Origin of the sequence: Exiguobacterium sp. s127 (genome assembly GCF_018618695.1) — a bacterium.
Lineage (GTDB): Bacteria > Bacillota > Bacilli > Exiguobacteriales > Exiguobacteriaceae > Exiguobacterium_A > Exiguobacterium_A oxidotolerans.
The window spans coordinates 1-20244 of the sequence record NZ_JACSMO010000007.1 but is presented as its reverse complement, the minus strand read 5'-3'; the positions used below and the strand labels follow the sequence as shown (position 1 = coordinate 20244).

Annotated in this window: 19 protein-coding genes and 1 riboswitch; of the genes, 3 read left to right on the top strand and 16 right to left on the bottom strand. The window is 47.2% G+C overall.

What is annotated here, in order from left to right; all coding sequences use genetic code 11:
* Positions 1–107: 107 nt before the first annotated feature.
* Positions 108–305: a hypothetical protein gene (locus tag KNP98_RS10190; RefSeq protein WP_088836313.1), complete on the top strand. Its 198-nt coding sequence runs from the start codon at positions 108–110 to the stop codon at positions 303–305.
* A 132-nt stretch (positions 306–437) separates the two neighbouring features.
* Here KNP98_RS10190 and KNP98_RS10185 read toward each other — a convergent pair whose 3' ends face one another.
* Positions 438–2021 carry an ABC transporter permease/substrate-binding protein gene (locus KNP98_RS10185; protein WP_088836312.1) on the bottom strand — a complete coding sequence of 528 codons (1584 nt, stop codon included), beginning with the start codon at positions 2019–2021 and terminating at the stop codon, positions 438–440.
* Entirely contained in the window at positions 2018–3145 is a 1128-nt protein-coding gene (locus KNP98_RS10180) for an ABC transporter ATP-binding protein (RefSeq protein WP_088836311.1), read from the bottom strand. Before KNP98_RS10180 ends, KNP98_RS10185 begins: the two co-directional genes overlap by 4 nt.
* A 191-nt stretch (positions 3146–3336) precedes the next feature.
* On the opposite strand from KNP98_RS10180, the gene KNP98_RS10175 reads away from it, so the two are divergent.
* Positions 3337–4536: a LysM peptidoglycan-binding domain-containing protein gene (locus KNP98_RS10175; protein WP_214805405.1), complete on the top strand. Its 1200-nt coding sequence runs from the start codon at positions 3337–3339 to the stop codon at positions 4534–4536.
* 121 nt (positions 4537–4657) lie between these two features.
* On the opposite strand, the gene lysA is transcribed toward KNP98_RS10175, so the two are convergent.
* The 12 genes from lysA to KNP98_RS10115 form a co-directional block, all read right to left on the bottom strand.
* Positions 4658–5968, bottom strand: a complete 1311-nt coding sequence (gene lysA, locus KNP98_RS10170; protein WP_088836309.1) for a diaminopimelate decarboxylase — start codon at positions 5966–5968, stop codon at positions 4658–4660.
* Positions 5969–5981: 13 nt separating this feature from the next.
* Entirely contained in the window at positions 5982–7040 is a 1059-nt protein-coding gene (alr, locus tag KNP98_RS10165; RefSeq protein ID WP_214811381.1) for an alanine racemase, read from the bottom strand.
* Complete coding sequence (locus KNP98_RS10160) at positions 7037–7969, bottom strand: branched-chain amino acid transaminase (protein ID WP_029332625.1); 933 nt, start codon at positions 7967–7969, stop codon at positions 7037–7039. The genes alr and KNP98_RS10160 overlap by 4 nt, the downstream gene beginning before the upstream one ends.
* 25 nt (positions 7970–7994) lie before the next feature.
* Positions 7995–8702 (bottom strand): 2,3,4,5-tetrahydropyridine-2,6-dicarboxylate N-acetyltransferase, encoded by a 708-nt coding sequence (gene dapD, locus KNP98_RS10155; RefSeq protein WP_088836307.1) that lies wholly within the window; start codon positions 8700–8702, stop codon positions 7995–7997.
* Positions 8689–9435 (bottom strand): 4-hydroxy-tetrahydrodipicolinate reductase, encoded by a 747-nt coding sequence (dapB, locus tag KNP98_RS10150; RefSeq protein ID WP_088836306.1) that lies wholly within the window; start codon positions 9433–9435, stop codon positions 8689–8691. Before dapB ends, dapD begins: the two co-directional genes overlap by 14 nt.
* The gene (gene dapA, locus KNP98_RS10145) at positions 9432–10313 is read right to left on the bottom strand and encodes a 4-hydroxy-tetrahydrodipicolinate synthase (protein ID WP_088836305.1); all 882 of its coding nucleotides are present in this window, start codon (positions 10311–10313) and stop codon (positions 9432–9434) included. Before dapA ends, dapB begins: the two co-directional genes overlap by 4 nt.
* A gap of 22 nt (positions 10314–10335) precedes the next feature.
* On the bottom strand, positions 10336–11328 hold the full coding sequence (locus KNP98_RS10140; RefSeq protein WP_088836304.1) for an aspartate-semialdehyde dehydrogenase: 993 nt from the start codon (positions 11326–11328) through the stop codon (positions 10336–10338).
* A 12-nt stretch (positions 11329–11340) separates the two neighbouring features.
* Positions 11341–12540 (bottom strand): aspartate kinase, encoded by a 1200-nt coding sequence (locus KNP98_RS10135; protein WP_029332620.1) that lies wholly within the window; start codon positions 12538–12540, stop codon positions 11341–11343.
* A gap of 112 nt (positions 12541–12652) precedes the next feature.
* Positions 12653–12831: riboswitch (Lysine riboswitch) on the bottom strand.
* A gap of 71 nt (positions 12832–12902) precedes the next feature.
* Positions 12903–14273, bottom strand: coding sequence for an argininosuccinate lyase (gene argH / locus KNP98_RS10130; RefSeq protein WP_214811379.1), 1371 nt, complete (start codon positions 14271–14273; stop codon positions 12903–12905).
* Complete coding sequence (locus KNP98_RS10125; protein ID WP_088836302.1) at positions 14270–15475, bottom strand: argininosuccinate synthase; 1206 nt, start codon at positions 15473–15475, stop codon at positions 14270–14272. Before KNP98_RS10125 ends, argH begins: the two co-directional genes overlap by 4 nt.
* 121 nt (positions 15476–15596) lie before the next feature.
* Positions 15597–16025, bottom strand: a complete 429-nt coding sequence (locus tag KNP98_RS10120) for a GNAT family N-acetyltransferase (RefSeq protein WP_088836301.1) — start codon at positions 16023–16025, stop codon at positions 15597–15599.
* Positions 16022–17170 (bottom strand): alanine--tRNA ligase-related protein, encoded by a 1149-nt coding sequence (locus KNP98_RS10115; protein ID WP_214811377.1) that lies wholly within the window; start codon positions 17168–17170, stop codon positions 16022–16024. The genes KNP98_RS10120 and KNP98_RS10115 overlap by 4 nt, the downstream gene beginning before the upstream one ends.
* Before the next feature lie 127 nt (positions 17171–17297).
* On the opposite strand from KNP98_RS10115, the gene phnF reads away from it, so the two are divergent.
* Positions 17298–18032 carry a phosphonate metabolism transcriptional regulator PhnF gene (gene phnF, locus KNP98_RS10110; RefSeq protein ID WP_088836299.1) on the top strand — a complete coding sequence of 245 codons (735 nt, stop codon included), beginning with the start codon at positions 17298–17300 and terminating at the stop codon, positions 18030–18032.
* A gap of 511 nt (positions 18033–18543) precedes the next feature.
* Here phnF and KNP98_RS10105 read toward each other — a convergent pair.
* Entirely contained in the window at positions 18544–19644 is a 1101-nt protein-coding gene (locus KNP98_RS10105) for an LCP family protein (RefSeq protein WP_088836298.1), read from the bottom strand.
* Positions 19645–19922: 278 nt separating this feature from the next.
* Positions 19923–20244, bottom strand: a 322-nt coding sequence (locus KNP98_RS10100; RefSeq protein WP_214811374.1) for an RNA-guided endonuclease TnpB family protein, incomplete at its 5' end; no start/stop codon positions are given.

Genomic DNA, 20244 nt, shown 5'->3' with positions numbered 1-20244 from the left:
AACACTTACAATATTCACCTGTTTTTAACATTTCCCCTCTCGTTCGTTTACATGTTGCGCGTACACTAAAGGTGTAGCACATGAATCGAGATTGAGGGGGATATGAGATGATTCCATTATTCGCAGAGCGATTGATGTCTGATTTATTTTTGTCGACGAGCAATCCAAGTTATGGTCTTCCTACATTACCTGAACACGAAGCAGATTGGTTGACGATTGAAGTCCAACAGCGTATTGTTAATGATGCCGAGCAAAAATCTTTGAGTTCAGGAACAACTCAACCAAGAGAGGAAGAACGTGTATGATTCAGCAAAACACCGTTCGCGCTTGGCTCGCTAGTCGAATCAAAAAATAATGATCTTATTTTCCAAAACGATATAGCGCGTCAGCGCGCATATAAAGAGCCGAAGCGGATTCCCGCCTCGGCTCTCTTTTTATTATTTTTTAATCATACCTTCTTCAATCAAGAACTCACGTGCGACATCTTCTGGTCGTTCTTTTTCGACGTCAGCCTTAAAGTTCAATTCTTGCATCTTCTCATCCGTGATTTTATCTTTTAACATATTGAGAACTTCTTTTAATTCTGGATGTTCATCCAACGTTTCTTGACGAACGATTGGGACCGCGTAATACGGTGGGAAGAATTCTTTATCATCCTCAAGGACCGTCAAATCAAATTTCTTCAACAATCCATCTGTCGAAAAACTATCGATGACGTTCGTTTTTCCATTCGTCAATGCCGTATAACGAAGCCCACCATCAACAGGCTGGACATCTTTGAATTTCATGTCCGGATATTTCTCTTTCAAGCCAAGGTATCCGTCTTCACGATTCGCGAACTCAATTGTTGAACCAAGAATCAGACGATTACTGACAGCAGCCATATCAGAGACTGTTTTCAAATCATATTTTTCGATGTCTTCTTTTGTCATCGCTAATGCGTACGTGTTATTGAAACCAATCGGATCGAGGACATCGACCTGACTTTTCGCTGGAATCATTTTTTTAACTTTTTCATACACGACTTCTGGATCCGTTTCTACTTCTTGTTTGAGTACATCGATCAGAAGCGTCCCCGTATAGTCTACATACGCGTCAATTTCTCCAGTCTCAAGCGCACCATAGGCAACTTTTGTACCACCGAGGTTTAATTGACGTTCGACTTCTAAATCGGTCTTATCTTCGATTAAATCAGCCAACATGTTCCCTAAAATCAATTGTTCCGTAAAGTTCTTTGAACCGATGACGATTTTATCCGGCTTCAAGAACGAATACGCAACCGTTCCACCAATTAATAAAACGACGATACTCGCAATTGCGATTTTCTTACCGGCCGACATCGCTTTGCGACGTTTACGTGTCCGATTTTTGACCCGTCCGTCTGCCAGCTTAATTCCGTTTGGTGCGACCGAATATTCAATCCGGCTGACGATGAAGTCAATCGCAAGCGCTAAAATACCTGCTGGAATCGCACCGGCTAAAATCTGATTGTTATCAACGGTTTGAATACCGGAGAAGACAAGATAACCAAGTCCACCGGCACCGATGAACGCAGAAATCGTCATCAATCCAACCGCTGTCACGGCAGAAATCCGAATTCCGGCCATCATGATCGGTAAGGCAAGCGGAATTTGAACCTTTCCTAAAACTTGTCGTTCGGTCAGTCCAATCCCTTTTGCAGCTTCCAACATATCTCCCGGAATGCTTGATAAACCTGTGTACGTATTTTTGACAATCGGGAGTAATGAATACAAGACGACCATGATAATCGCCGGTGTCGATCCAATCCCGATGAACGGAATCAAGAAACCAAGTAACGCGAGACTCGGAACCGCCTGAACGACACTCGTCAAGGCGAGGACTGGTTTAGCGAACCGTTGATAACGTGTAATTAAAATACCGAGCGGAATCCCTAAGATAACTGCGATGACGACCGCAAATACGGTCAGCTGTAAGTGCTCAAGTAATAAGTTCCAGATTTGATCAGTGTTATTTTTTACATAGTCAAAAAATCCACTCATTGCACTTCCTCCTCCTGAATGAACTGCTCACTCAAGACGGAAAGCAAGCTACTTCGTGTAATCAAGCCGCGTAATTGACCGGCTTTGTTCGTTACAGGTAAATAACCTGTTTCTTCATGGTTCATTACTTCTAATACATCAAGCAGTGAATCCTGTTCATCGACGGCAACAAGTTCACCTTCCATGATTTCTTCAATTCGTTGACTCTTATCTGAAACCGTTTGGATGTTTTTCAATTTAACGATTCCCTGTAATGTACGATCACGATCTGTAATCAGCAGGCTATCCACTTTTCGTCCACGCATGATTTCTATCCCTTGCAGCAACGTCCGCTTACCACTGATTGAGACGGGATCTTCAATCATGATATCTTCTGCTTTAATGAACGCCGGACTACTCCAAATTTTATTTTTTCCAATGAATGATTCAACATATTCATCTTTTGGATGTCGTAAAATTTCTTCGGGTGTATCAAATTGAACAATTTCCCCATCACGCATGATACATATCCGATCGGCTAGCTTGATCGCTTCATCCATATCATGGGTGACGAATACGATAGTTTTCTTTACTTCTTCTTGGAGATTAAATAATTCTTCTTGGAGGTCGTTGCGGGTAACGGGGTCGAGCGCACTAAACGGTTCGTCCATTAAAATAACATCTGGATCATTCATCAATGCACGGGCAAAACCGACACGTTGTTGTTGTCCACCACTGAGTTCGCTTGGGTAACGGTCAATGAATTGTTTCGGGTCGAGGCCGACCATTTGGAGAAGTTCTTCTGTCCGTTGATCCATTTGATCGTGATCTTTTCCTTCAAGACCGGCAATCAATTGAATATTTTCACGAACGGTCATGTGTGGGAATAGACCGGTTTGTTGAATGACGTAGCCCATATGGCGTCTCAGTTCAATCGTATCCGTCTTCATGATGTCCTTCCCATTCACTAAAATCGTTCCTGAAGAGGGCTCAATCAAACGGTTGATCATCTTGAGCGATGTTGTTTTTCCACAGCCACTCGGACCGATGAATACAACGAGTTCACCCGCTTTGATTTCTAGCGTTAAGCCTTTTAAGACAACATTGTCCTTAAATTGCTTCCCGACATTTTTAAATTCGATCATCCATATTTCACTCCTTTTACTATTTCCATATATTATGTTTTCCCTATTTTTTTTGAATTCAAACAATATTTTTCGTTTTTTTGTTTAAATCTCGAAATAAACGGGAATTGTTCTGTTTTTTTGTTAAAAAAGGGTAATGATAAGTAAAGCGTTTGCGGAAGTGTCAGCGGACTGAAAAGGAGGAAATCATAATGCGAAAAAAATGGCTTCGGTTACTTGTTGTCTTGTTACTGATGTTCATTCCATTATCCAGTTATCAGCTACCAGTCGAAGCAGCTAGCTCAACATTCATCACGAAAGGTTCGACAACGAACAAAGTGGTGGCATTGACGTTCGATGACGGGGCGGATGGTACAAACATCGGTAAAATTCTCAGTATCTTAAAAAGTAACAATGTCAAAGCAACCTTCTTCCTGACCGGTGCCGGTGCCGCGAATCACCCACAGTCGATCAAAAATATCGCGAATGCAACACCGACGCATCAAATTGGAAATCACTCCTACAGTCACCCCGATTTTACGACTTTGTCTGCAAGTCAGATGACAAGTGAATTGACACGGACGGAAAGTCTGCTTAACTCATTAACGGGACAGACAACAAAACCAATTTTCCGGGCTCCATTTGGTGCAAGCAACAGTGCTGTTTTAGCAGCCGTCGGTAATGCAGGTTACACGAAAACGATTCAATGGAACATCGATACGACGGACTGGAAAGGAATCAGTTCTACCGCAATCTTGAACCGCGTCATTCCGAACATCGTTCCGGGATCGATTGTCTTAATGCATACGGGTGCCGGTGCATCCGGAACCCCAACCGCCCTTCCTTCAATGATTACGCAACTGAAAGCTAAAGGGTATACGTTCGTTACGGTTTCTGAATTACTGCAACTCCCGACTTCAGGTAGTAAAACGTATACCGTCAAGTCTGGCGATACGCTCTATAAAATCGCAAACCTCTATAACATTTCTGTCAGCGCTTTAGCTAAAGCAAATAACATCACCAACTTTAACCTGATTTCTGTCGGACAAATCTTGACGATTCCCGGTACGTCGACGACACCTCCCCCAACCTCAACGACTTCTTATACCGTCAAAAGCGGGGATACACTCTATTCTATCGCTCGGAAGTACGACGTTTCCGTCAGTGCACTCGCTTCAGCAAACAACATCACTAACCTCAATTTGATTTCTGTTGGTCAAGTGTTGAAAATTCCCGGTACGTCAACAACACCTCCCCCAACAACGACTTCTTATACCGTCAAAAGTGGAGATACGCTTTATGCGATTGCCCGTAAGTACAATGTGACAGTCAGCTCGCTCGCAGCAGCGAATAAGATTACGAATGTCAGCTTGATTTCAATCGGACAAGTATTGGTCATCCCATCCAAATAATTTGACTTGATGTTCCCTCAAAACGTTTCGAAACACCATCTTTCGGCAGATAAACCTGTTTCCTGAAATTTAAAACAGCAAGCCTTCCTCGTTTCGGTCGACGGGGAAGGCTTGCTGTTTATTAAGATCGTACGTTTTCTAGACCGAGATCACACGTAACGAGATCCGCATATGTTTGGCGTCGGACGACTTCCCGCGCTTCCCCTTGATTGACGAAGACGACTGCCGGACGTAAAAATTGATTGTAGTTGCTCGCCATCGAGAAATTATAGGCGCCCGTCCCGAAGACCGCCAGCGTATCCCCGCTAGCCGGTTCCGCCAATTGCGCTTTTTCTGCGACTAAATCGCCGGATTCGCAAGCAGCACCAACGACCGTCACTTCGCGCAGCGTTCCTGTCACCCGATTGGCGATGACTGTTTCGTAGACTGCACCGTACAGCGCAGGACGGATATTGTCTGCCATGCCGCCATCAACAGACAGATACGTCCGAACCCCTTGGACTTCTTTAATCGCCCCGACCGTATAGAGTGTCGTCCCGGCATTCGCGACAACCCACCGCCCTGGTTCAATCCCAATCCGTGGACGTTCGATTCCAAGTCGTGTCGACTCTTCCTCGATGATTGCCATGACATGCTCCATCGTCTGTTCAAAATCAAGCGGGACATCGTCTTTCGTATACGCAATCCCGAATCCACCGCCGACGTTGACTTCGCTCGCCGTGAATTCCGTTTCTTGACGAATCGTTTCGACAAACCCCATCATCGTCCGCGCCGTCCGCTCGAACAACGAAAGATCTTGGATTTGTGATCCAACGTGACAATGAATACCGAGCAGGACAAGATGTTCCGACGCTAAGATTGCCCGAACGGCTTCAAGATACGATTCATCATGGGTCGAGAATCCAAATTTCGTATCAACGCCGCCCGTCTGAATTTTAGTATGTGCCCCACCGATGACCTGGGGGACGATTCGAATCAATACGTTTACCGTCTGACAAGCATCTGCTGCAATTTGTTCGAGCTGTGCAATCTCACCGTAATGGTCGATGACGATTTTTCCGACGCCTTCTTCGACGGCATACCGTAAATCCTGCGTCGATTTGTTCGAGCCGTGGAAATAGATCCGTTCTGCCGGTACGCCCGCTTGACGCGCGATGTAAAGCTCGCCCCCCGTCACGACATCGATTCCGAGTCCGTGACGTACGACTTGCTGATAGACGGCACCAATCGTCAACGCTTTTGAAGCAAAGGAAGCATACGTATTCGGATATTTCGTTAAGAAACCATCTCGTACGGTCGCTAAACGGTCTGTCAGTTCACGCTCTGCCATCACGTAAAGGGGTGTTCCATATTGTGCTGCTAAATCTGTTGCTGCGACACCATCGATTTGAAGCGTGTTGTCTTGTTCCGTCAAATACGAGCTTCCGTACATAAATAGTTCCTCCTTATAGATAACGGTGTGCCAATCGCCATGAGCGTGCACACATCTGTTCCGAATTATTTGCCGTTCCCGTCCGTGTGATGTCGTCGATTTCAATTCCGTCCCCGTACAAGACGACTTCATCCCCGACTTCGACTGTCGAATCAACGGCAACGAACGTATGGCTCATGAATAATTTACTAATGATTGAATACGGTTTCCCGTGAATCAATACAGGTAAAGCGGACCGCCCCCGGACGACCCCGTCTCCATAGCCGACCGGTAAGACAGCGACACGAAGCGGTTGATCCGTCGTGTAAGACGTACCGTATCCGACGTGTTCGTCCGCCCCTACTTCACGAATTTCAACAATTTCTGTTGTCATCCGCATGGAAGGTACTAACCAGTCCATCTTTTCAATCGGTGAATAACCGAACAAAAAGATACCGGGACGAACATAGTTACAAAAGGCGAGGCGTTCGTCATGTTTGACGATCGTCGCACTATTTTCAGCATGCATGTACGTAAATTCATGTTGTGTCCGGACGACGTTCGCAATCGCTAAGAAACGCTCGACTTGTCCATCATGGTCCGCTCCCGGCTCGTCTGCGAGCGGAAAATGTGTATATAGCCCTGTCAAACGGAGCTGTTGCTCCTGCACTACTTCAAGGACTGCTTGCGCTTCTTCAAGTGAACTGACACCAAAACGGTTCATCCCGACATTGACCTTTAAATGGAGTTCGATGTTCGAAAGGTCTGCTTGATACCGCTTCAACCAATCTACCGACGGGATTCCAAGCGCGATGCCATAGTCTCGAGCAGCCTCGAACTGAGTCGCTGGATTCATCGCTAAGACATAACTGTCTGGAAAATTCGTTTTAATTTCAATTGCCTCATAAACTTCAGCGACAGCGAAATGATGCACGCCCGCTTCCATCAATGTCCCAACCATTTCAAGCATACCTAAGTTATAGGCATTGTTCTTCACCACGGCGAAAATCTGTTTTTGCGATCGAGCGAAGACCGATGCGACATTTTGTCGCACCGCTTCCCGATCGATTGTTACGCGTGTACGTGTATTCATTCAGCTACCGCTGGTGTGACGTGTGTCAACCAGTCTGCATATTGCGGGAGTTGTCCTGAGACCGTTTGTCGGTAAAGCTCGAGCAATTCATCCGCGACAGCCCGTGTTCCGCCGTTGATTGTAATATGGTCGATTTCACCAACACTCGTGATTTCTGCCGCTGTCCCTGTTAAGAAAATCTCGTCTGCGACATACAGCTCGTCACGCCCGATGTGACGTTCGACGACTGGGTACCCTTGATCTTGCGCGAGGCGCATGATGACTTGACGCGTGATGCCGTCAAGGACAGAACAGTCTAGTGACGGCGTGTAGATTGTCCCGTTTTTCAACATGAATAAGTTCGCGACACTTGCCTCACTGACATTACCGTTCATATCGAGTGCGATTGCTTCGTCAAATCCATCACGAAGGGCTTCGCCTTTTAAGAGTTGTGAGTTCATATAGTTCGCAGCGGCTTTCGCTTGCATCGGCATCATCGTTGACGATACCCGACGGTAAGAGGCGACTTTCGCACGAATGCCGACACCTTTATCGAAGTATTCACCAAGTTCCCAACATGAGATGCCGACGTGAACCGTCGTATCTTTTGCCATCAAGGCTTGCCACGGTGTTCCGAGGAAAACGAATGGACGGATGTAACAAGACTCAAAGCCATTTTTCGCAACGAGATCAATCGTTGCCTGGACAAGTTCTTCCACTGTATATGGAATCGTGACGTGATAGAACGCGCAACTCCGGAAGAGACGTTCGATGTGTTCCGTCAATTGAAAAATTGCCGGACCGTCAGGCGTCGCGTAAGCACGAATCCCTTCGAAAAAACCACTTCCGTAATGAATCGCGTGTGACATGACGCTCGTATTCGCTTCTTTTGGATCATGAAAAATCCCGTCTAACCAAATCGCTTCACCATACTGTGTATCCACTGCCATGTGTTTTCCTCCTCTTCGACGTCAATCAGAGTGAACGTAAATCATCCACTAATTGCGTCTTCTCTGCTGTTTTTTCGTCTTTCTGTTTGATGACGCGTGCTGGTGTTCCAGCAACGACGCTACCTGCAGGGACGTCTTCTGTGACGACACTGCCTGCTGCAACGACTGCATCTTTTCCGACACGAACGCCTTCCAAGATGACAGCGTTCGCTCCGATCAAGACACCATCTTCGATGATGACCGGTGTTTTTGAAGGTGGCTCAAGGACACCTGCGACCACGGCACCTGCGCCGACATGAACGTTTTTCCCAATCGTGCCACGTGCTCCGACGACGGCGTTCATATCAATCATTGTACCATCTCCGATCGATGCACCGATATTGATGATTGCACCCATCATGATGACGGCGTTATCGCCGATGACGACATGATCCCGAATCCACGAACCCGGTTCGATTCGCGCATTCAAGTGACGTGTGTCAAGCATCGGTACAGCACTGTTCCGACGATCGTATTCGACGTGGACGTCCGTGATTCGGTCTGAATACTTTTCTAAGAAAGTCGCAGCAAGTCCTGCATCTGCAAAGAAAATTTTTGATTCATCCGATCCGAAAGCTGTCGCCCCTTCAATCGTCAAGCCCGCTAAATCGCCATTGACGTAAAGTTTGACCGGTGTCTGTTTTTTAGCATCTTTAATGAATTTCGCAATTTCGTAAGCATCAGTTAGTAACATGTGAATCCTCCTGTGAGTAGAGCGTCTCTAACGTGTAGAGTCCCGCCGATTTTTGAATGAGTGCTTCGGCTGCTTTAATCGCACCTGAAGCAAATACTTTTTTTGATAATGCCGTGTGCTTGATTTCAATCAATTCATCGACCCCGGCGAACAACACTTCATGTTCACCGAAAATTGTTCCACCACGCATCGAGTGCATGCCGATCTCAGACGCTTGGCGTTTTTCCCGTGTCGATTCACGTTCATAGACCGGCTGGACGTCACGGAGTTCTTGAATCGTCCGCAATAAGAGTTCTGCCGTCCCGCTTGGTGCATCGACCTTTTGATTGTGGTGCTTTTCTAATAGTTCGATATCGAACGAACTGGCGAGTGGTACGAGCACCTGTAACAATTGCTGCATCATCGCGATCCCGAACGACATGTTGTACGACTGAAAAATTGGAATTTCAGTCGAAGCGTCTTTTATCGTTTGTAACTCCGCTTCCGAAAATCCGGTCGTCGCGATGACGAGCGGTGTTTTCGTTTTGAGGCCATACGCCAGTAAATCCGGCAACAAGCTCGGGTGAGAGAAATCGATGATGGCATCGACTTCTTCTGTTAGCTCGGACACCGTTTGATACGAAGGAATTTTCTCCGCTGACTTCGTCTGATCGATAACGGCGACAACTTCAGCGGGTGCCAATTCCTCGACATAATGCCCTGTCGCACCATATCCATGAATGGCAAGCTTCATCGAACCACTCCTTTATAAGCACGCATCGTCTCGAGTAAGTGTGCATGCCCGGCTTCGGATTGGCGAACGAGCGGCAAGCGTGGTGCACCGACTGCAAACCCGACTTCTTCGAGTGCTGCTTTAACAGGAATCGGGTTGACGTCACTAAAGATGGCTGCGATGACAGGCATTAAATCACTTTGAATGCGTCGTGCCGTCACTAAGTCGTTTGCGAGCACGGCTTCAGCAAGCGCTTGTGTTTCTGCCGGGTACGGGTTCGACAGGACCGAGATGACACCTTGTGCTCCCCATGCCATGTACGGCAGGATTTGATCGTCGTTGCCACAGAAGACTGCAAAACCTTCGGGGAGTGCCGTCATCAATTCACCCATGAAACTGACATCCCCGCTCGCTTCTTTGAATGCTTGAATGTTCGGATGCTCCGCGAGTGTTACAGCTGTCTCAACTGCAATCGCGACACCCGTCCGTGAAGGTACGTTGTATAACATGATGGGTAATTCGACAGCATCCGCGACTGCGGTAAAGTGAGCAATCAAACCGGCTTGTGACGTTTTATTGTAATACGGTGTCACGAGCATCGCTGCATCCGCTCCGAGCCGCTGAGCCGTTTTCGTTTTTTCAATCGTCTGTGCCGTATTGTTCGTTCCCGTACCGGCAATGACCGGAACACGACCTGCCGTGACACGGACTGCTGTCTCAAGTAACGTTTCGAACTCTTCGCTTGAAAGCGTCGATCCTTCACCTGTCGTCCCGGCGACGACGAGCGCTTGGATATTGGCTGCAAGTTGCTGTTCAATCAACTGTTCAAAAACGACTAAGTCGAGTTCACCTGCTGAATTGAACGGTGTCGCTAGTGCTGTTCCTGCTCCTTTGAACATGTTAAATTCCTCCTTAGTATGATTAAGAATGGATGCCGTTTTCTAAAGCATGACGCGCGACCTGGACTGCATTTGACGCCGCGCCTTTTCGAATGTTATCCGCGACACACCACAGATGGAATGTGTTCGCGAGCGTTTGATCTTGACGAATCCGCCCGACGTACACTTCGTCCGTCCCGCTTGCATCAAGCGGCATCGGGTACTGATTTCGCGAAACATCATCAACCAGTACGACGCCTGGCGCGTCAGCAAGTGCTGTGCGAATCGCTTCGACCGTCGTCTCGTTTGAAAACGTCACGTTGATTGCAACCGAATGCGAATTTGTGACGGGAACACGGACACACGTCGCACTGACCGGTAAGTTCGGTTGGTTAAAAATCTTCCGTGTCTCGTCAATCATTTTTTGCTCTTCTTTCGTGTACCCGTCTTCTAAGAAGACATCGATATGCGGCAAGATATTATCATGGATCGGGTGCGGATAGTTGACCGGTTCTTCACCGCGGCTGCCTCGCGCCAAGTCCTCAATTCCTTTTTGACCGGAACCGGAGACTGCTTGATACGTCGTATACGTGATTCGTTCAAAACCTAAGTGTTTGAGTGGTGCCAGGGCAACGACGGATTGAATCGTCGAGCAGTTCGGATTAGCGATCAGTCGGTCGGTGCTGCTGACCGCTTCCGGATTGACTTCTGGTACGACGAGCGGAATCGTCTCTTGCATCCGGAAAGCACTTGAATTATCGACGACAAGTGTTCCGTGTTCTGCCAGCAAGGGGGCATACTGTTCACTGATTGCTCCACCGGCTGCGAATAATGCGACGTCGATCCCGTGATGGATGATGTCTTCCGATAAAGCTGTAATCGTCACGTCCGTTCCATTAAACGAAACGACTTTTCCTGCTGATCGTTCTGAAGCATACGCCGACAGTTGACCGACTGGAAAATCGAGTTCCTTCAAGACTTGTAACATCTTTTGTCCGACGGCGCCTGTCGCACCGATGACTGCTACGTGGTACATGTTCATTCCTCCTTACAGGCTAAACGCGTTCGCGATCGCCGCGACCGTTCGTTCGATATCTGCTTGTGCGATTGTATACGAGATACTGATTTCTGATGTCGTGACTTGATAAAACGTGATGTTCTCGGCACGGAACGTCGCAAATAATTTTGATGCGACGCCCGTTGCGTCACGCATTCCGATTCCGACGACCGATAACTTGGCATGCTCGTTATGACGATCGACTTTAACGGTCGGAAAACGATCGATGATATCTTTCAGTGCCTCTTCGAGAAACTCTTCTTCATCGAGTGGACAAGAGAACGAGAGGAACACGTCACTATCAAAGGTCGTTTGACTGATCATGTCGATATTGACATGGCGATTCGATAACAATTCAAAAATGTCGGCGACTGCTGAATTGGTTTGTGGAACGTGTTTGATTGAAACCGTCAAAACATTTTTCGTTACACTGACGCTCGTGACTGCTTTTTGTTCCATCGTTTCTGTTGCCTCCATGATCCAAGTCCCTCTTTCCGATTCAAGTGTTTTCCCAACAAAGATATGCACGCCGTATTTTTTCCCGAGTTCGACGCTGCGCATCTCCATTACCTTCGACCCCAGTGCACTCATTTCCATCATTTCATCATATGAAATTTGTGGAATCGGCTGTGCCGCTTGATGAATCCGCGGATCCGCCGTATAGACACCGTCGACATCCGTATAGATTTCACAGCGCTTATCAAGGACGGCCGCTAAGGCGACAGCCGTTGTGTCTGACCCACCACGACCGAGTGTTGTAACATCCCCAAGCTCGTTGACACCTTGGAATCCGGCGACGATGACGACATCATAGGTTTCGAGTTTCTTTCGTAACAAGTCCCCGTCAATTTGTTTAATCTTACTTTTCGTATGAACCCCCATCGTGCTGATTCCTGCCTGCGCACCTGTTTGTGATAAGGCTTTTACTCCGACGGAATTTAAGGCGATGCTGAGTAACGAAATCGTTTGTTCTTCGCCGATTGCGAGCAATCGATCGAGTTCACGTCGTTCAGGACGATCCGTGATTGCTTGCGCTTGTGCGATGAGCGAGTCTGTCATCTTCCCCATCGCAGAGACGACGACCACTAATTTTTCACCTTGTTCTGTCCGATTTTTTAAATAATTCGCAATTGACTGAATCTGTTCGACAGTCGCGACCGAGCTACCACCAAATTTAAGTACAGTTGTCACAATCCTATCTCCTTTGTCCCGAAACAGAAAAAAACGACGGGCCGGTAGGAGCGTTCCTACGGCCCGTCGTTATCACGATCGGACAAACGAAGACAAAGTCTTTCGTTCTTTTACGTAAGATAGCGCTCCGAAACATCGGTTTCGGCAGTACAACGGATCTTAACCGTTGTACCAGCAAATGAGAAGAAGCATCTTTCTCATTCACTTCGGCGGATTTCCCCTTTCACATCACTCAGCATGCTCGCTTCAATAAATGATGTTACTGATGTCATCCGCGCCTCTATCTGTCGGTTGTTAGTTACAGTTATAGCAAACATTTTTTGTTAAATCCAGTCATTTGCTAAAATTTTTTCATTTTTCCGTTAATCCGTGAGTTTTTTCTTCGCTTGATCGAGTTGTACAGAAACAGCAGCAAAACCTGTCCCGCCGTAACTTCCTCTTCTTGCCACTGCTTGCACCGGGTCGAGGAGCGGATAAACATCTTCCGCGATGACGGAGTGGAACGTTTGATACGTTTCAAGCGTTAAATCTTTTAAGAAACAATTCGTCTGAACACAATGGAGGACCGCTTTTCCGACGATTTCATGCGCTTCCCGGAAAGGAACACCTTTTGTGACGAGATAATCTGCTAGTTCCGTTGCATTCGAGAAGTCTTGCATTGTCGCCTTCTTGAGCGCTTCTGTCTTAAACGTTGCTGATTCGAGCATTCCCGTAAAGATTTGAACGGATTGTAAAACGGTATCTGCCGTATCGAAGACACCTTCTTTATCTTCTTGCATGTCTTTATTGTAAGCGAGCGGTAATGCTTTCATCGTCGTCAGGAACCCCATCAGGTTTCCATAGACACGCCCTGTTTTTCCGCGAATCAATTCAGCGAAGTCCGGGTTTTTCTTTTGTGGCATCATGCTCGAACCCGTTGAAAATGCATCTGACAATTCGATGAATGAAAATTCTTGCGACGCCCAGATGATGATTTCTTCACAAAAGCGTGAGAGGTGCATCATGACCGTCGAAGCAATCCCGAGATATTCAATGACGAAGTCACGGTCCGATACAGCATCGAGGCTGTTCGGATAGACGTGCTCAAATCCGAGCAGTTCCGCTGACTTGAAACGGTCAATCGGAAATGTCGTCCCGGCGAGTGCCCCCGCACCGAGCGGCGAAATCCGAATCCGTTTCAAATTATCTGTCAGACGATCTACGTCACGGTCGAACATCCAAAAATACGCGAGTAGATGGTGTGCAAGTGAAATCGGTTGTGCCCGCTGTAAGTGGGTATACCCCGGCATGACGGTTTCGATGTGTGCATCCGCCTGTTCCGTAATCACCGTCTGCAAGTTGCGTAGGCTTTCGATTAAATCAACCACATGTTGTTCCATCCATAAATGTAAATCCGTCGCAACCTGGTCATTCCGACTTCTCGCTGTATGCAACTTCCCTGCGACCGGTCCGATTTGTTCCGTCAGCAACCGTTCGAGATTCATGTGGATGTCTTCGTCAGCAAGCGAATAGACATGTGTTCCAATCGAAGCTTGTAACGTCTTGAGACCCGCTTCGATTTTTTTCCATTCCGTCTCTTCTAGGATACCTTGTTGATACAACATATTGGCGTGGGCGAGACTTCCTTCTAAATCAACTGCCGCAAGCTTTTGGTCGAATGAAATCGATGCCCCAAACGCTTCAGCCTGAGCGGAAGCCCCTTCTGTAAACCGTCCGCCCCAAAGTTTCGTCATTTTGTCACGCCTTCCTGCCGATGAACACTTGCGTGTGTCGCAATCGCAAGACCGTGCAATTTAATGAATCCTTTCGCTGCTTCATGATCGAACGCATCTTCTTTCGTATACGTCGCAAGCTTCTCGTCATAAAGTGACACCGGTGACTGACGTCCTGTGACCGTCGCATTCCCTTTGTAGAGTTTGACCCGTACTTCGCCCGTGACGTCTTGTTGCGTCGCTTTTAAGAATGCTTTCAGACCTTTCGTTAACGGTGCGTGGAACAAACCGTTGTAGATTGTTTCTGCATATTGTTGACTTAAAATCGGTTTGAAGTGAGCGACGTCTTTCGTCAATGTGATGGTCTCGAGTGCGGCATGGGCTTTTAGCAAGACCGTTGCTCCCGGGCATTCATACACTTCCCGCGATTTGATTCCGACGAGACGGTTCTCGACGTGGTCAATCCGTCCGACACCATGTGCTCCGGCGATGATGTTGAGTTCTGTAATCAACTTCGCCAGTGGGTAGACTGTTCCGTTGATTGAAGTCGGAACACCCGCTTCAAAACCGATAATGACTTCTTCTGCTTGATCCGGTGCTTCTTCCGGTGCGACCGTCAGTGCATAAGCATCTTGCGGCGGTTCTGTCCAAGGGTTTTCAAGGACACCACATTCGTTACTCCGTCCCCAAAGGTTCATATCGATTGAATATGGGCTGTCGAGATTGATTGGAATCGGGACATTGTTGTCTTTTGCATAAGCGATTTCCTCTTCACGTGACCATTTCCATTCCCGTACAGGGGCGATGACTTCCAGTGAAGGATCGAGTGCTGCGACCGAAACTTCAAACCGGACTTGGTCATTTCCTTTTCCTGTACAACCATGTGCAACGGCCGTTGCGCCATGTTGATGCGCAACTTCGACGAGCTTTTCAGCAATCAGCGGGCGAGACAGTGCCGAAATCAGTGGATACGCGCCTTCGTAGTGGGCGCCGTATTGAAGTGCTGGTAAGACGAATTCATTTGCGAATTCTTCTTTGACATCAAGAACAATCGATTCGACGGCTCCGACGAGCAACGCTTTTTCTTTGATGACAGTCAAATCTTTTCCTTCGCCGACGTCCATACATAAAGCGACGACATCATAATCCTTACTCAACCATTTGATTGCCACCGATGTATCAAGTCCCCCAGAATACGCTAAAATTAATTTTTGTTTCGTCATTATTAATTCCTCCCTGATTTCGAATTCATCTGTCTGTATAAAAATTCATTATTAATTATATATATACATAGACTTTCAAAAAAAGAAACCCTTTTTACAGGATTTCTTTAAAATTTCTCAATTAAACTTTCTTTTCCATCGTTCGGTGTGGGATGCCGGCATCATCAAATTCGTCGGACATGATGTTGTATCCTAAGCCTTGATAAAAAGGAATCGCTTGAACTTGAGCACCAAGCGTCAAGATGCTCCGACCCTCTCGTCTCGCCACGCGTTCCATTGCTCGCATCAGCTCACCGCCGTAGCCTTTCCCACGTGTCGCAGCTAGCGTCGCAACACGTTCGACCTTCATCCGTTGATCGTCGTAGGGACGTGTCCGTCCTGTCGCGACAGGGCGATTTTGTTCGTCAAGGACAAGCAAGTGAATCGCTGTTTCGTCATGGGTATCATATTCAAGATTACGAGGAACCCCTTGTTCTTCGACGAAGACCCGTTCGCGAATCATTCGGACTGCTTGGTGCTGCTCTGCTGTTTTTACTTGAATCACTGTCATGTTACTTGTTCCTCCTTCAATCGTTCTATGTAAGCAACTGCATCCTCATGCGTGTTGAACATCGCCTGTGCGACGTGCTCGCTACCACCACCACGTCCATTGAACGTCTTCAAATGGACTTTGGCAAATTTCCCAAGGTGGACCGGACTTGATCCTTGCATCAATAATTTTTTAGCTGATTCGTTCCAAATGAGTCCGAGACGTCCTGCTTCCGCAATCGCTTTGACTAGTCTTTCAGAGAATGGCAATGCCTCGTCAGCATGGTTTACGAAAATCCAATCCTCCGTCGACGCCAGTAGTTTATTGAGTTCCGTACGGACATGTGCGGCTTGAACTGTTTCAATCATCCGATTCAAGCGAACGACATCTTGTTTTAATTCTTCGACGGCTTGCGGCAGCTGCTCTTTTTTAGCCGATAACAATTGAGCGGCTTCACGCAAGGCACGTCTTTCCTTCGTTAACAACTCAAATGCGCGCCCTTTCGCGACGTACATCAGTCGAATATTCCCCCGAACCCGCTCCTGCCCTGTCAAGATAATCAATTCTAAATCAGCTGTCGATTCGAGGTGTGTTCCTCCACAGGCGCTATAGTCCAGTTCACCGATTTGGACGACACGAATCTTTCCTGTCACTTGGGGTGTTTTCCGTAACGGAAGTGCGAGCGCTGCTGCTTCATCGTATTCAGTCGCCGTAATCGGTAACGCCGATGTAATGACGTGACGCAATCTTTTTTCAAGACGCGCTTGCAAGGCATCATTCCATTCACCTGCTTCAATATCTAGTGTCGATTCTTCAGAGCCCGTCCGAAAACTTAATGTCTTGATATTGAACTCGTCCTGCAAAATCGCTGAGATTACGTGTTGCGCCGTATGTTGTGCCGCATGATCCGTCCGAACGGCGTCATCGATGACGCCCGTAACAGTACCTTCGATTTTTTGATCAACTTGATGCCACACGATACCGGCTTTAAGTTGAACGTCACGAACCTTCAAATCGTTTAATGTCCCTCGATCCGCCGGCTGTCCGCCACTCTCCGGATAAAAATAACTTTCTTCTAAAGCAACCCAGTATCCGTGTTCTTCTTTAACATCCGTCACGCGTGTCACGAACTTTCGGACCGCAGGATAAATTTGCTCCAGTCGCATGTCTACCCCACCTTTCTCAATCTATTCATTTGCTATTATGCCATATTTCGCCTAGTATCGTTTGTCGACTTGTCCATTTCCTAGTACACTAGATGAAAGACTATCGACCGCGAAGGGACGAAATGCCGTGATTCAGCACATCAATAAAAATTCACCACTCCCCATCTACTATCAAATTGAAGCTGCATTAAAACAACAAATCGAAGGCGGGGTGTTGCAACCCGGCGATTTAATTCCTTCTGAACGCGAATTTGCTGAAGCCCATCAAATTAGCCGGATGACCGTCCGCCAAGCCATCACGAATCTTGTCAACGCCGGCTATTTGATTCGTCAAAAAGGACGCGGCACATTCGTTGCGAATAAAAAAATCGTCATGCAATTATCTGGACTGACAAGCTTTTCGGAAGAAATGGAACATTTAGGGCTCGAACCTGCAAGCGAATTGTTGTCGTATCAGATGATTGCTGCCGAAATGACGATTGCCAATAAACTCGGAATTCGTGAAGGCGCGACCGTGTATGAATTGAAACGACTCCGGATCGCTGATGAACAAGCGCTTGCGCTCGAAACCGTCTATATTCCGGAACAGTTGTTACCTGGATTGAATCAGGATGTTGCGACGGCGTCACTCTATGCTTTTGCTGAAGCAAGCGGACTCAACCTCGGTCGTGCAAGCCAGACGTTCGAATCACGCCTCGCGACAAAAGAAGAAGCGCAACATCTCGGACTGACGACAGCTGCGCCCGTCTTGTCGGTTGAACAATTGACTTTCCTCGCGACGGATCAACCGTTCGAGTATGTCATTTCTGCTTATCGGGGCGATCGCTATACGTTTACTGTTGAAATGGAACGCCGCCGCTAATGTTTAATATCACAAAAAGACCCTGCCGCAAAAGCCGGCAGGGTCTTTCAGCGTGTAGACAAAGTGATATCTGAAAATAAAAGTGTCTTTTTTCGTTGCTTTCCTCGGGCGAGGCGCAAGCCGTTACTCCTTGGCCCTCACGGCCAACGAGCAGAGTCTTGCCTGCCTCTGAAAGTGCGTTAAAAACGCACTTTTTCCCGTAGGAGTCAACGAAACATGACGCTTTTTAGGTAATACCGTGACGGAAGGCCGGGCATGAAGACGGTTTAGAGCGCCGCGATTCGTCTCGAATCGCTTAGAACCGCGAAAAGTAATCGGTCGCGACCCTGCAGCTTTGCTGTAGCGGCGCGGAAGATTGCCGCTTTGAAGACGAGGCGAGACAGGGAAGCGCGAACTGTTGCTTCTCGATATCACATTTTTACGTTTCATAAGAGTTTGCCTACAGTTTAAAAGACCCTGCCGCAAAAGCCGGCAGGGTCTTTTAAATCGTTATCGAGAATCAAACTTACACTTATTGAATCGTCGAATCGGTTTCTGTCGTTTGGTCCGTTTCCGCCGGTAACTCTGTTTCCTCTTTAATCGGCGCAACTTCTTGCCCCTGCATGGCTTGCGCTAAATTATTTTTGACGAGTTCTAATTGATTCGGATCCAGATGGTACTCCCATTTCCCACTGATTCCGATATAGCCTTCTCCAGCAAGCTGGTATTCCGTCGTATTTTGTAAAGCTGTCGTGTAGTCCGCGAGGCGCGTGTAGTCATTTGGACCTAAGTTTGTCTCAACATTATCTCCGACTGCGTTCAAAATATCACGGTATGCACCGAGTGAGCGGAAGCTTGCGGCTTCTTTTGCAACGGCTTGGATGACTTGCATTTGCTTTTGTCCACGACCGATGTCACCGAGTGGATCATCATGTCGGTTACGAACATAAGCGAGTGCTTGTTCTCCCGTCAGGTGCTGCATCCCTTTTTCCACGGTAATCGTATCTGCCTTACGTGCAGAATCTTGTTCTTTAAATGCATAACGGACGTCAAGATCGACACCGTTTAATGCATCGATCAATTGAACGAATCCTTGGAAATTTACTTTGACGACATGATCAATTTGAATCCCGAGAAGATTCTCCGTTGTCTCACGCGCTAACTTAATCCCGTTGTATGAGTTCGATTGATCCATCGAACCAAAATAATGTGCGTGGGTAATCTTATCTTGTTCGACCCCTGTTTTTCCATAAGGTACATCATAGTTCGAGTAGTCGATGTTGACGAGTGAATCACGCGGAATACTCGTTAAAACGAGTTGCTCCGACTCTTTATTCAAGATACCGACAATCATGACGTCAGAACGTGCCGGTTCATTCCGATCTTTACTTGCTTTTGTTTCATCGGTTCCTAAAATCAAGAAGGATTCGGACGGGACATCATCATATTTCGAACTCACTTTTGAGCCGGGGATTGTAATCTGTGTTTTTGCTAAAGTTTCTTGTGTTTTTATAAAAACCGCTCCAGCATAACCAGAACCAATCACTGTTAGAAGTAATAAAAGTGCTGCTACCACTTTTATGAACATCTTACCAGCGCTCGGTTGCCTCTTTCTTGCTGATCTCGTTTGCATGTTCAAGCCCTCATTTTCACGTAAATTTTCTGTAAAGTGCGCTAATCTCCATTATCCCTACATTTACTGAAATGTCAATTTACGATTCGATTAAACTATGACGCTTGCAACAGCATGCACTAAAGACATCGTATCTCCTAGCGAAAAAAGATGTCCAGGAAACCGCATAGCGGAATCACGTACCTCCTGTAGTCAATCATTTTTTGAACTACCTCCACCTACGCTTCGCTTAGAGGTGGAGGATTCCTGAGTGATCCGACCTAACGGTCGAAACCTGATCAGGCTAACCCCGTCGTCCCGACGGTTGAAGAAGCTAAGAGACGTTCAGCTTCTTGTTTAAGATTCAATCCTGCGTTCACATCCCGGTCGTGATGGATCCCGCAACTCGGGCATGTCCATTCACGCAAGCCAAGATGTTTCACGTCTTTGTGTTGATGCCCGCAACTGGAGCACAGTTGACTAGAGGCGAAGGTCTTGCCGACTTTCACGATGGTCTTCCCGTACCATTCCGCCTTGTATCCGAGCATGCGGAAGAACTCCGACCAACTGACCTCGGAGATGGACTTGCTCAACTTGCGATTCTTCTGCATGTTCTTCACC